Source organism: Exiguobacterium sp. ERU653 (assembly GCF_018617775.1).
Lineage (GTDB): Bacteria > Bacillota > Bacilli > Exiguobacteriales > Exiguobacteriaceae > Exiguobacterium > Exiguobacterium marinum.
The window spans coordinates 901448-914363 of sequence record NZ_JACSKV010000001.1; the positions used below are offsets into that span (position 1 = coordinate 901448).

General features: G+C 48.4%; 12 protein-coding genes. All 12 read right to left on the bottom strand.

What is annotated here, in order from left to right:
• Positions 1-32: 32 nt before the first annotated feature.
• Complete coding sequence (rny, locus tag KNO95_RS04650) at positions 33-1595, bottom strand: ribonuclease Y (protein WP_214701920.1); 1563 nt, start codon at positions 1593-1595, stop codon at positions 33-35.
• A gap of 187 nt (positions 1596-1782) precedes the next feature.
• On the bottom strand, positions 1783-2832 hold the full coding sequence (gene recA / locus KNO95_RS04655; protein WP_026825830.1) for a recombinase RecA: 1050 nt from the start codon (positions 2830-2832) through the stop codon (positions 1783-1785).
• A 76-nt stretch (positions 2833-2908) separates the two neighbouring features.
• The gene (locus KNO95_RS04660; RefSeq protein ID WP_214701918.1) at positions 2909-4135 is read right to left on the bottom strand and encodes a competence/damage-inducible protein A; all 1227 of its coding nucleotides are present in this window, start codon (positions 4133-4135) and stop codon (positions 2909-2911) included.
• Between the two features lie 63 nt (positions 4136-4198).
• Entirely contained in the window at positions 4199-4777 is a 579-nt protein-coding gene (gene pgsA / locus KNO95_RS04665; RefSeq protein ID WP_026825828.1) for a CDP-diacylglycerol--glycerol-3-phosphate 3-phosphatidyltransferase, read from the bottom strand.
• A gap of 32 nt (positions 4778-4809) precedes the next feature.
• Entirely contained in the window at positions 4810-5682 is an 873-nt protein-coding gene (locus KNO95_RS04670; RefSeq protein WP_214698850.1) for a helix-turn-helix domain-containing protein, read from the bottom strand.
• A gap of 27 nt (positions 5683-5709) precedes the next feature.
• Entirely contained in the window at positions 5710-6486 is a 777-nt protein-coding gene (locus KNO95_RS04675) for a YmfK family protein (RefSeq protein WP_012726484.1), read from the bottom strand.
• 93 nt (positions 6487-6579) lie between these two features.
• Positions 6580-7293, bottom strand: coding sequence for an elongation factor P 5-aminopentanone reductase (gene ymfI, locus KNO95_RS04680; protein ID WP_235181838.1), 714 nt, complete (start codon positions 7291-7293; stop codon positions 6580-6582).
• Positions 7272-8531 (bottom strand): EF-P 5-aminopentanol modification-associated protein YfmH, encoded by a 1260-nt coding sequence (yfmH, locus tag KNO95_RS04685; protein ID WP_214878400.1) that lies wholly within the window; start codon positions 8529-8531, stop codon positions 7272-7274. The genes ymfI and yfmH overlap by 22 nt, the downstream gene beginning before the upstream one ends.
• Positions 8528-9766 carry an EF-P 5-aminopentanol modification-associated protein YfmF gene (gene yfmF, locus KNO95_RS04690; RefSeq protein ID WP_084483590.1) on the bottom strand — a complete coding sequence of 413 codons (1239 nt, stop codon included), beginning with the start codon at positions 9764-9766 and terminating at the stop codon, positions 8528-8530. The genes yfmH and yfmF overlap by 4 nt, the downstream gene beginning before the upstream one ends.
• A gap of 7 nt (positions 9767-9773) precedes the next feature.
• Entirely contained in the window at positions 9774-10325 is a 552-nt protein-coding gene (locus KNO95_RS04695) for a cob(I)yrinic acid a,c-diamide adenosyltransferase (protein WP_026825823.1), read from the bottom strand.
• Positions 10326-10374: 49 nt separating this feature from the next.
• The gene (locus KNO95_RS04700; protein WP_214878402.1) at positions 10375-12084 is read right to left on the bottom strand and encodes a sensor histidine kinase; all 1710 of its coding nucleotides are present in this window, start codon (positions 12082-12084) and stop codon (positions 10375-10377) included.
• Positions 12081-12797, bottom strand: coding sequence for a response regulator transcription factor (locus KNO95_RS04705; protein ID WP_214701914.1), 717 nt, complete (start codon positions 12795-12797; stop codon positions 12081-12083). Before KNO95_RS04705 ends, KNO95_RS04700 begins: the two co-directional genes overlap by 4 nt.
• Positions 12798-12916 lie beyond the last annotated feature (119 nt).

Sequence of the window (12916 nt, forward strand, 5' to 3'; positions counted from 1 at the left end):
AACAGAAAAAGCGGAGAAATTCTCCGCTTCGTTTACTTCGCATAATCGACGGAACGTGTTTCACGAATGACCGTCACTTTAATTTGTCCAGGATAATCGAGTTCATCCTCGATTCGCTTACAAATATCGCGTGCCATCTTGCCGGCGACGACATCGTCGACGACATCAGGACGAACGATGATTCGGACTTCACGTCCCGCTTGAATCGCATACGATTTTTCGACACCTTCAAACGACTCACAGATTGACTCGAGTCGTTCGAGACGGCGAATGTAGCTTTCAAGTGTCTCTTGGCGAGCTCCAGGACGAGCTGCTGACAAGGCGTCGGCCGCTGCCACAAGTACCGCAATCGTCGATGTCGCCTCGACGTCCCCGTGGTGGGAAGCAATCGAGTTGATGACGACCGGATGTTCTTTGTACTTCGTCGCAAGTTCCACACCGATCTCGACGTGACTACCTTCGACTTCGTGATCGATCGCTTTACCGATATCGTGTAAGAGCCCTGCCCGTTTCGCGAGCGTGACGTCTTCCCCGAGTTCGGCTGCCATCATCCCGGCAAGGTGTGCCACCTCGACCGAGTGAGACAAGACGTTCTGACCATAACTCGTACGATAGCGCATGCGACCTAGTGTTTTGACGAGGTCTGGATGGAGTCCATGAATCCCGGCTTCGAACGTTGCTTCTTCTCCGTACTCACGAATGCGCTCATCCACTTCCCGACGCGATTTCTCGACCATCTCTTCAATTCGAGCCGGGTGAATCCGACCGTCTTGAACGAGTTTTTCAAGCGTCATTTTGGCGATTTCACGGCGAACCGGGTCGAATCCTGACAAAATGACGGCTTCTGGTGTGTCATCAATGATGAGGTCAATCCCAGTCAACGTCTCGAGCGTCCGGATGTTACGACCCTCACGCCCGATGATGCGACCTTTCATCTCATCACTCGGTAAGTTAACAACGGATACCGTCGTCTCAGCGACATGTTCAGCAGCGTATCGTTGCATCGTGAGAGATAAGAGGTGTTTCGCTTTTTTATCCGCTTCTTGTTTTGCTTTTTGCTCGATTTCTTTTTGAAGGAGAGCAGCATCGTGAAGCGCTTCCTGCTTCGCTTCGTCCATGATGATGGTACGTGCTTCATCTTTCGAGAGGGATGCCACGCGTACAAGTTCTTGGCGTGCCTCTGCGTATAAGTCCTCCACTTTGCTTTCAAGCATTTCTGCTTCACGCTTGCGCTTTTCGAGTCCTCGTTCCTGTTCATCAAGTGAGTCTTCTTTCCGCTCGAGCATGTCTGCTTTGCGGTCGAGAAGCTCTTCTTTTTGAACGAGGCGATTCTCTTTTACTTTCTGTTCTTCGCGACGTTCACGTAATTCCTGTTCCGTCTCATTACGAAGTTGAATCATCTCTTCTTTTACTTCAAGCCGTGCTTCTTTTTGCATCGCTTCCGATTGTTGTTTGGCTTGCTCCACAATCTTAGTCGCTTCCGTCTCGGCACCTTGAATCTTCGCTTCGGCGATCGATTTACGCACAAAAAAACCTGCAACAAAAGCTATCGGCAAAAGGAGGATCAGAATAAGCCAGTATAGCCATTCCATCATGTTCACCTCCCTTTCGCAAGGTTATTTTATTTTTTTAATAAGTGAGTAGCACGGGCAAGCCCGCGCATAACTTTATTGTACTTATTTAAGAGTGAGAATGCAATGCACGGACAGGATAGAACTACCAATTGTCTAAAAATTATACTAAAAAAATCTCACTCGGATGATTCCAAGTGAGACAATCTGCTTATTCGTCATCGAGAAGTGAAATAACTTCGTCGTCTTCTCCTTCGACTGTGACCGTTTTTTCTCCGTTCAAGCCGTAGTGGTCGCGAATTTGTCGTTCCACTTCGGCAGCGATTGCTGGGTTTTCTTTCATGTACTGCTTCGCGTTCTCACGGCCTTGACCGAGACGTTCCTCATTGAATGAATACCAAGCTCCACTCTTTTGAACGATATCGAGGTCTGCACCGATGTCGATGAGCTCCCCTTCACGTGAGATTCCTTCTCCATACATGATATCGACTTCTGCCGTTTTGAATGGTGGCGCAATCTTGTTTTTAACAATCTTGATCTTCGTACGGTTCCCGACCATATCTTGACCTTGTTTGAGTGTTTCTGCACGACGAACTTCAAGACGCACCGAAGAGTAGAACTTCAAGGCGCGACCACCTGGAGTCGTTTCCGGGTTACCGAACATGATACCGATCTTCTCACGGATTTGGTTGATGAAGATCACAATCGTCTTCGACTTGTTCGTCGCACCAGACAGCTTACGAAGTGCCTGAGACATCAAGCGGGCTTGAAGACCAACGTGTGAATCTCCCATTTCCCCTTCGATTTCGGCTTTTGGTACGAGTGCCGCAACCGAGTCGACAACAAGGATATCAACCGCACCAGAGCGAACGAGCGCTTCAGCGATCTCAAGCGCCTGCTCCCCTGTATCCGGTTGAGAGAGAAGCAACTCATCGATGTTGACACCAAGGTTTTTAGCATACTTCGGATCGAGCGCGTGCTCGGCATCGACGAATGCAGCTTGACCTCCGCGTTTTTGAACTTCCGCAATCGCATGAAGGGCGACAGTCGTCTTACCTGAAGATTCTGGTCCGTATACTTCAATGACACGACCACGTGGATATCCACCTGCTCCGAGCGCGACATCGAGAGCGATTGACCCTGAAGGGATGACCGACACTTGTTGGTCTGTATTTTCACCAAGGCGCATAATCGAGCCTTTACCGAATTGTTTTTCAATCTGGCGCAATGCCATTTCTAACGCTTGTTTACGATCACTCATAGATAAATGAGCCTCCTTTAATTGATACTTTCATTATACGTGAACAGTTGGCGATACACAAGTTTTTTACGAACATTTATTCGCCTTTTTCAATTCGCTGGATGAGGGCCCACAACCCGTCTTTTGCAGCTCTCATACGAATCATATTACGTTCCTGATGTGGATACGTTCGCTCGATGACCTCGGTTCCCCCTGGCGTTTTCACGCCGATATAGACCGTTCCGACCGGACGACCCGAATTTGATGTCGGTCCAGCTTCACCTGTGAATGAAAGGGCATAATCGGCTTTCGATTCATGAGCCAACCCCACGACCATCTCATAGGCAACTTCTTTTGAGACGACTGAGTGCTGTTCAATTGTATCAAGGGCGACCCCCAAATACCTATTTTTTAGCTCATCCGAATACGTCACCATCCCTCCTAAAAAAACAGCTGACGAACCCGGTGTCGATGTGATCATCGACTGGACCTCACCACCGGTCAATGACTCGGCAACAGCGAGCGTTCGATTCATGCGAGTCAGCAATTGAACAAGATGCGAGGCAATCGTTTCTTCATCCGATCCGAAATAATATGAACCGACCCGTTCTAAAATTTTAGACTTCACTTCTTGAATCATCGCTCTCGCCGTCATCTCATCGACAGCACGAGCGCTGATTCGGAGTCTTGCCTCTCCAGTCTCGGCATATGGCGCGACGGTTGGATTTGCACCGTTCAACAAGTCTTTCACTGCATCGTCGAGGGCGGATTCACCAATCTCATAAAATCGTAGCGATTCCGAGACGAGCGTCGCACCTGAAAACTTTTTCGGAAACGTCTCATCGACGAGCGCTCGCATCTCACGCGGTACACCTGGGAGTAGCATCCATGTCGTATCACCAGGAATCCACATACCCGGAGCAAGCCCTACTGGATTTTGTAGCACGTCTGCTCCGCTCAACACATCGGCTTGGCGTGCATCCCCCTCATTCATCGGGCGATTACGCGAGCGAAGGAATCGTTGAATCGTCTCAAACGCTTCCTCATCCCGTACGATCGGACGTTCGAGCAGTTCAGAAAGGACCTCTTTCGTGACGTCATCCGCTGTTGGACCTAGCCCACCTGTGACGATGACCAAGTCAGAACGACGACGGGCGATCTCAAAAGTCTCTCGCATTCGTGCCGCGTTGTCCCCGACAACTTGATGATACAAGACCGGCACGCCGTACTTCGACAGTTGTTCTGATATGTAACTGGCATTCGTATTGATGATTTCTCCTAAGAGCAACTCGCTTCCTACCGCAATGATTTCGGCTCGTTTCATCTTAATTCCTCCTCGACTTCAAAAAAAAAGACGAGCTAGATCAACCAACTCGTCTCTGTCGACTTACATCGACTTCACAATTATCTTGTAGTTTTGTGCGAAGTACTCAGCACCTGAATAAATCGTCAGCGCGAGTGCCAACCACATCGCCCATTCGCCAAATGGGATTCCGACATAGCTGAAAATCGGATTACCGAATAGCAAGAAGATGATGGCAAAGAGTTGCACCCACGTCTTCGCCTTCCCAGATTTTCCGGCCGCGACGACAATCCCTTCGTCAGCAGCGACAAGGCGAAGGCCAGTGACAGCGAATTCGCGTGAAAGAATCACGACGACGACCCAAGCCGCAACGAGGTCCATCTCGACGAGGAGCACGAGTGCCGCCGTAACGAGAAGTTTGTCTGCGAGCGGGTCCATAAACTTACCAAAGTTCGTGACCAAATTGTGTTTGCGGGCCAAGTGACCATCCAGCCAGTCCGTAATGGCCGCAATCGTAAAAATCACACCAGCAATAAATTGGTGAAGTGGGATGTCAGCACCTAAAAAGGCGATGTTGCCCCAATCAAAATCAATAGCGAGTAAGACGACGAATACGGGAATGAGTACCACGCGTAACATCGTCAATCGGTTAGGTAGGTTCATGTAGAACGCCTCCTCTTAGAAGGAGAGTCGACTTATTCAGTGTCAACTCTCTTTACAAAAATATTTTGTGTGACCGGAGACTCTTGAAGCTCGAGCTCGCGACCGTTGACGACGATTTTCTCAACACCTGCGATGAGCCCGATTCGAATACGTAGCGTGTCCGTCTCAGCGTCTTCAATGACAATCGGGTTTTGTTTCGATTGATTTGGATATTCAGGCGCTAGGAATGCTCCTTCAAGTGATGTATCACGTACGCCAACATATGAGGCCGGGGACTCTTTTACATAAATCTCAGTTGATAATTTTTCACTCGTCATAAGTTCATATGTGATATCCGCACCGTTCGATTCTGTCACCGTAACCGGACCGGATTCTGCAGGCGGTTCTTCCTCAGCCGGATTCTCTTCAGACGGTTCTTCCTCGACAGGCTCATCTGCCGGAACATCCTCGTTTTGGTCGACCGTAACGCTAGAACTTGGCGGTTCAGTAGGACTCGCATCCTGCCCACCAAAGTCGATGCTTCTCACCGCAAAATAAACCGCAGTGATGAGCAAAAAGACAGTGAGGACAAGCAGTACTTTTGGAACCCACCTTGAAACCCGGCTCGTAGACTCCGAAGCCTTGGAATACGTTTTCTTCCGAGATAACTGAGCGGTCGGCTGTGCCTCGATTTTTGGTAAGTCTTTTGCATATGTTCCGTACAGTTCATCTACATCTAGACCGAGTGACTCCGCATACGTTTTAATGAACGCCCGTGCATAGAAAGAGCCAGGGAGATTTTTGTAATCACCTTCCTCGATCGCGATGATATAGCGCTTTTGGATCTTCGTCGTCTGTTGGATTTGGTCGAGCGTCAATCCGCTCTCCTCACGCTTTTGTTTCAAAAAAGTCCCTAGTTCTGTCACAGGGGTCCACACCTTCCATTCACATTATTATTCAAACCATTCTGACTCACGATGCGTTTCTTGTGGGATGATGATCGTTTCATCCGGGTTGTTTCTCAATTCAATAATATAATCAAAGTCTTCATACACGCAATCGGTGTTTCGGACATATAAGTCAGGATGTTCAATAACTTTCACTGCAGGCAATCGCATGACTTCACGGATGAGCTGTCGATGTCGTTCATCCATTGTACGAGTGGAGACGGCTCCATCAATTATGTATACGTGATCGCCTTCCCGTTCTTCTTCAAATAATGAGGTTCGAACGGTCTGTTTCATCAGTGTTGATGACAAAAACAGCCATCGTTTGTTTGCACACACACTCGCCGCAACGATAGATTCCGTCTTTCCGACGCGAGGATTACCGCGTACGCCAATCAATAAATGTCGCTCTTCCTTCATCAACTCTGCGACAAAATCGACGAGAATCCCTAAGTCTTCTCGCACGAAACGGAACGTCTTTTTATCATCGCTGTCATGATCGATGTATCGACCATGTCGAATCGCAATCCGGTCCCGTAGCTTCGGACGTCGTAATTTGATAACAGCGATAGCTTCCATTCGCTTCAAAATATGTTCGAGCCGATGGACATGATCAGCAGCCGGGGCTTTTAACAACATCCCACGGCGCTGTAGATCGACTCCATTGATGGTGACGATGGATATTTGAAGCATTCCCATGAGAGACGCGATATCTCCGAGGATACCCGGTCGATTTTGACACAGTTCATACTCGAGATACCACTCTTCGAATTTATGTTCCATCCCCAACCATCCTTTCGAGCGAGTTCACTACCTAGCCTATTTTAAATTATTTTAGAAGAATTGAAAAGAACTCGTTTATGTACAGTGACTAGATCATTGCCAGCCACCGTCGATGCGTAACACCGTTCCTGTCATATAGGAGGCGTCCGTTGAGCATAAAAAACGAATGGTTTTAGCAACATCTTCAGTATTCCCGAGTCGTCCAAGTGGAATGTCGTTCATCACGGATTCCTTCGACTCTTCTACCGTATCATTCATTGGCGTATCAATCCACCCTGGTGTCACCGCATTGATTCGAACATTGAACGGTCCCACTTCTCTGGCAAACGCTTTGACGAAGCCGAGCTGGGCTGCCTTGACTGTGGAGTAAAATACCTCGGCGGCCGCACCGACCTCACCCCAGATGCTTGAGACAATGACAATATCGAGTTGATGATCATACGGCTTCTTAGCTACAACGGACTGGACCAATCGAATCATCGCACGGACATGAATTTCATAGAGACGGTCGAGCTCATCGATTGCTTGGTCGACGACGAGACCATGAAGAGCGTGTCCGGCCACGTAGACGATTCGGTCGACGTTCGGCATTTCTTGTACCCACGACTCAACGGCACCTCGGTCTGTTAGGTCACAAGGGAAAAGTTCTGCCGAAAGATTTTCTTCATCAATCAAATGACGTAGTCTTTCGTGACCCTCGTTCGCATGCAAAATCAATTCATCTTCACGAAAAGCGAGCGAGACGGCACGTCCGATGGCACCGCTCGCTCCAACAATCAACGTCTTCATGGCTTTTTGACGATGCATACGGTCCGTTGCTCTTGACGGAACAACCGCTCGTACGCTTCGTATAGTTCATCTAATGTGATGTCATCAATCAAATTCGGAATCTCGAACAAGTTTCCGTCATTGAGCGCATAACGAGAAAACTGATTGGCGATGAATTCCGGTGAATTCAGTGCTTTTAAAAATTGTCCTTGCATCATGCGTTTCTTACGGTCAAGCGTTTCCTGATTGAGTTGAAGTGGACGTTCCAGTGCCTCCGTCACACGACCGACAAACGCATCGACTTCCGACGTCTCCATCGACAACGCAGCAAAGGCGAATGTTTCTTCTGACGTATAGTCAAACGAGAAGGCATCGTCAATCAGTCCTTCAGCATACAGTTCAGTATAGAGAGGGGCTGTCGTATCAAACAGTGCATGCATAAGCAATTCTACCGTCAACTCTTGCTTCAGACCCGCTTCGCCAGCTTGCGGGGCATCTTTATAGCCAATCATCACTTTCGGGACAGAGACATCCATCTCGATGACTCGTTCCGACAAACGAACCGCGATCGGCTCTTCAACCGTTTCACGGGCACTCAGCTTCGGTGCATCGAATGATTTGGTCGACTGATTGTTTCGAATCAATTCGAGCATCTCATCCGGTTCAATGTTTCCAACGACGAACAACGTCATATTGCTCGGATGGTAGAACGCTTGATGACAAACGTATAAATCTTCTGCAGTAATCTTCGAAATCGATTCGATAGTGCCCGCAATATCGATTTTAACGGGATGTGTCTCATACATTGCTTCAATCAAACCGAAATAAAGACGCCATCCCGGATTGTCTTGATACATTTGGATCTCTTGACCGATGATGCCCTTCTCTTTCTCAACCGATTCTTCCGTGAAATATGGAGTTTGAACGAAGTCGAGCAACGTTTGAACATTTTTCTGAATGTTCGACGTCGCACCGAACAAGTACGCCGTCCGTGTGAAAGAGGTGAAAGCGTTCGCCGAAGCGCCTTGACGTCCGAACTGTTGGAAGACGTCCCCATCTTCTTTTTCGAACATCTTATGTTCTAAGAAGTGCGCAATACCATCGGGAACCTCGATCCAGTCTTCTAGTTTAAAGCGTCGGTCAATCGATCCATATTTGGTCGTGAACGTCGCGAATGTTTTTTCATATCCAGTCTTTTTCAACAAGTAAACGGAGAGGCCATTGTCGAGCACGTGGTGATGTAATGTCTCTCCGACGCTTGGAAAGTCTAGTTTCATGCTTCTCCTCCTTTCAAACAATAGACAGCTTCAAGCTCTATCTCATTCGCAAGGGCGATGACATGATCGCGTGTCGTGTTTTCGATAATCGCAATCTCTTCGTCTAGCGAGAATGGACGAACGTCCGCTCCGCTCATCCAAGCAATCAACTGACGCGGACTATCTCCGAGTTGACGACGTTGGTGGAACAAGAGTTCTTTCGTCTGTTGTAGCGTTTCATCTTCAAACTCGCCCGCTTGTAAAGCCTTCAATTGCTCTTCGATGATCTGTTCAGTCTTCTGCTGATTCGTCGCATCAATTCCTGCGTATACGAATAACTTTCGGCTGAGTGAACTATATTGTGAAGCAGCATAATATGCCAAACTTTCTTTTTCACGGACGTTCATAAACAGTTTCGAATGAGGAAATCCACCGAATAACCCGTTTACAATTTGCATACGTATCGCGTCTTTTGTACGTGGGTCGACATCGAGCGCATAGGCGAGATGAAGCTTGCTTTGTTTGATATCTTGATGCTCCTCTAATCGCTTAAACTCACCTCGACTCGCTTCAGGTAACAGGCGTGGTTGACGTGTCCCAAGAGATTCCAATGGGTTAAAGGCCTGTTCGACTTGTTCACGACTGACATCCCCGACGACATAAATGTCGACACGGTCGTCTTGAATCATCGATTGATAGGCATCGTACAACGATTTTGGCGTGACATGGTCGAGTTGTTCAAGCGTACCGAGTGACGGGATTGCGAGTTCTCCTCCGAGCATCTCTTGTAGACGCTGTTGGGCGAATCGCATCTTGTCATCATAGACCGATTCGATGCGCTGGCGTTGTAGACGGCGCTCTTGCTCCACAATGAGCGGTTGGAATGCACCGTCATAGGCGTTTGGACGAAGCAGTACGTCTTCAAGCAATTTGATTGCTTGGCTCAGGACGTTTTCCCCGACAAGGTTGTCGTTGACGACTTCAAGTTGGAATTGGATGACATGCTCTTTTCCAATTTTTGAAGCGCCTGCATACAAGTTTGTGTCATACAAATCTTCTAGCGGTGTGTGAAATAACTCAATCGAAGGATAGGTCTCCGTCGATTTTTCCATAATGAATGGAAGTAGGGCTCGATCTGCTACCGTATCTGTAGAAAGTGGTGCAGCGAATGAGACGAGACAAGTCGTCGTCTTAAATTTCTTGGTCGGATAGACCGAGTAGTGCAATTGATGCTCGAACTGCTCGATTCCTTTCATCAGCCGATCACTCCTTTTTTCGTTTTGGTTGGAACACGGCAGCGCCGCGTGCATATTCTTGGTCCGGTATGCCTGCCACGACATTCGCGTAACGTGCAACCGTGAATAAATAATCACTCAATCGATTAAAGTACGGAAGCTGCCGGTCGGCGACACCGAGTGCGGTCAAGTCACGCTCGACCCGTCGGCAGACAGAACGGGCCACATGCAGGCTCGCTGCGGCAACACTGCCACCCGGAAGAATGAAACGTATGAGCTCCGGGCATGACGTCTCCCACTCATCTATCCAGTTTTCAAGCTCCGTCACGATTGACAGATCGACCTTTTTTGGAGGTTCTCCAGTGTACATCAGTTCCGACCCGAGATCGAATAGGTCGTGTTGAACCTTCGTCAGCTGTCCACGAAGTGACTCGTCCTCTTGATGGGCAATCGCCAAACCAATGTGACTATTCAACTCATCTAGATGACCCATCGCTTCGATTTGAGGATGATGTTTGTCGACACGGCTACCGATTAAAGAAGTTTCACCCGTGTCGCCAGTTCGTGTATATCTTTTCATACGACTCCCCCCTTAAAATGCCACAAATGGTGACTCAAACGAGTCACCATTACGAGATGTGTGGTTGTTCAAATGGTAAGTAAATCTCAAATGTCGTACCGACACCAGCTGTACTCGATACGTTGACCGTCCCATGATGGGCGTCGACCACATTCTTCACGATGGCAAGACCAATCCCGGTCCCTGTTTTCGAACCACTCGTCCGCGCCTTATCGGCTTTGTAGAATCGCTCGAACACGAACGGTAAGTCTTCTTTCGGAATCCCGTGACCCGTATCGGTCAATTGAATCTGTATCCCGTCGGACATTTCGGTCGCCTCAATTCGAATCTCTCCGGAGTCGGTATGGGCGATGGCGTTGCCGATCAAGTTCGTGAACACTTGTTCGAGTCGGTCGCCGTCCGCTTCGATGAGTCGATGCGGTACGTCTGTCTGTAATTGAATTCCCTTCTCAGACGCCATTTGGTTAAACTTCCGCATGACGCGCGGCAAGAACTCCCCGATATCGAACGAGCTGAACTGCATCGTCTCTTTACCCGATTCGATGCGTGCCAAATCCAGCAAATCGTTGACGAGTCGGGCCAAGCGTAGTGATTCATCGTAGATGATTGAGGCGAACTCCTTCGTTGCCTCGTCACTCTCTGTCATGCCGTCGATAATCGCCTCTGAATACCCTTGAAGCGTCACGAGCGGTGTCCTGAGTTCATGACTGACATTCGCCACAAAATCGGTCCGCATCTTATCGAGTCGATGACTCTCAGACGTGTCCCGAATGACGACGACGGCCCCTTCAAAATCATCCTCACCGACGAGCGGTGTGACCGTCAAAGTGTAGTAGCGGTCATCCTGTTTCACTTCAATCGTCTTTTCAGATGTCCCATCCATCACTTCCTCATAAAGAGAGAGCACGACTTCATGGGGCTGCCCGTCTTGAAGCAACGGACTCGCTTGCGGATTCGTGACAATGATGTTCGCATGACGGTCGAGCGTAATGACGCCGTCCGCCATCGAACGTAGAATCGATGCAAGTTGCAATCGTTCGCGGTCAAGGGCATCGACATACTTCGCCAACTGGCTACTCATCGCATTGAAGGAAGCGGCGAGTTCACCGATCTCATCTCGCGTCTTCGTCTCGAGACGTAAATCGAATTGCCCTTCACCTGTCTTGTTGACCGCGTCCCGCATTTCTCGAAGAGGCGCCGTGATCCGTGTCGATAAGAAGAACGCGAACACGGTCGTGACGATGATTGCCGAGGCGACGGTCCACAAGATGATGGTCCGCGCACCCGTATTCGCACTCGAGATTGCATCAAGGGGTTCTAGTAAGTACAGCGTATATTGACCGTTTGATAACGAGAATGTCGTTCGGTAAGCAAGGGCCGCTTGATCGTTAAACGATGAGAAGTTCCCGATGGCCGTTTCCCCGACCGCCTGGTACGTTTCCCAATCTTGTCGCTCAAGTTCAACCATCAAACCGTCCACTTGATTGCCAAAGTTGGATCGAACCGAACCGTTTTCGAGAATATAATTCGCACCATAAACTTCGATGATTTGATCAATCGTCTGTGACTTATCCCCTTCATTCAACAATACCGATTGAACCTGACCTCCGAGTTTGGCGAGATGCCCTCGTTCTTGGTCGATGTGAAAGGAATTAAAAAATTCAAGCATCAATACCGAGACAATGAATAAGATTACGCTGACCAAAACGAGAATCGTCAGCCACAGTTTCGTGACGATACTATTTCGACGAATCATCATTCACTGGCAGCTTCGAACTTGTACCCGACACCCCATACAGTCGTGATCATATGAGCGGCGTCTGGAGAGACCCGATTCAATTTCTCACGAAGACGTTTCACATGTGTATCGACGGTCCGAAGGTCTCCGAAAAATTCGTAGTTCCATACTTCTTTCAATAACTGTTCACGCGAAAAGACTTTGTCCACCTGTTTTGCGAGGAAGAATAATAATTCGTACTCTTTCGGTGTGAGTGCGATCTCTTCCCCATCTACCGTGACGCGGTGAGCATCGTTATCGATTGTCAGGTGTGGAAAGACGATCAAATCTTTTGACTTTTCGCTCGTCTGCATGAATTTTGTTGAGCCTGAACGACGAAGGAGCGCCTTGACGCGAAGCACAACTTCACGTGGGCTAAACGGTTTGACGATGTAATCGTCCGCTCCGACCTCAAATCCTTGAACACGATCGATTTCTTCACCTTTCGCCGTGAGCATAATGACGGGTGTCGCTTTTGTTTTTCGAAGCTCTGTACACACTTCAACACCATCCATCTTCGGCATCATCAAATCGAGCAAGATGACATCGTATTCGTTTTCAAGGGCGATTGCGAGTGCCTCTTCGCCATTGACTGCCTCTTCAATCACATATTGTTCGCGTTCTAAGTACATCTTCAAAAGTCGGCGAATTCTTTCTTCGTCGTCGACTACTAAAATTTTCGTTTTCTCAGCCATTCCTGAAACCCTCCTAAGACCCATTACGAGTTGTAGAGAATGTTGCACATTTGTGAACATTCTACTCTCTGCCATAACTATACCACTCTATTATTTCGCTTCACAACGATGATTTGATG

Bases quoted from the DNA above. Each gene is read 5' to 3' on its own strand.
- recA (WP_026825830.1), bottom strand. From the start codon at position 2,832: ATGAGTGATCGTAAACAAGCGTTAGAAATGGCATTGCGCCAGATTGAA.
- pgsA (WP_026825828.1), bottom strand. From the start codon at position 4,777: ATGAACCTACCTAACCGATTGACGATGTTACGCGTGGTACTCATTCCC.
- rny (WP_214701920.1), bottom strand. From the start codon at position 1,595: ATGATGGAATGGCTATACTGGCTTATTCTGATCCTCCTTTTGCCGATA.
- yfmH (WP_214878400.1), bottom strand. From the start codon at position 8,531: ATGAAACTAGACTTTCCAAGCGTCGGAGAGACATTACATCACCACGTG.
- yfmF (WP_084483590.1), bottom strand. From the start codon at position 9,766: ATGAAAGGAATCGAGCAGTTCGAGCATCAATTGCACTACTCGGTCTAT.
- KNO95_RS04705 (WP_214701914.1), bottom strand. From the start codon at position 12,797: ATGGCTGAGAAAACGAAAATTTTAGTAGTCGACGACGAAGAAAGAATT.
- KNO95_RS04695 (WP_026825823.1), bottom strand. From the start codon at position 10,325: ATGAAAAGATATACACGAACTGGCGACACGGGTGAAACTTCTTTAATC.
- KNO95_RS04675 (WP_012726484.1), bottom strand. From the start codon at position 6,486: ATGGAACATAAATTCGAAGAGTGGTATCTCGAGTATGAACTGTGTCAA.
- KNO95_RS04660 (WP_214701918.1), bottom strand. From the start codon at position 4,135: ATGAAACGAGCCGAAATCATTGCGGTAGGAAGCGAGTTGCTCTTAGGA.
- ymfI (WP_235181838.1), bottom strand. From the start codon at position 7,293: ATGCATCGTCAAAAAGCCATGAAGACGTTGATTGTTGGAGCGAGCGGT.
- KNO95_RS04700 (WP_214878402.1), bottom strand. From the start codon at position 12,084: ATGATGATTCGTCGAAATAGTATCGTCACGAAACTGTGGCTGACGATT.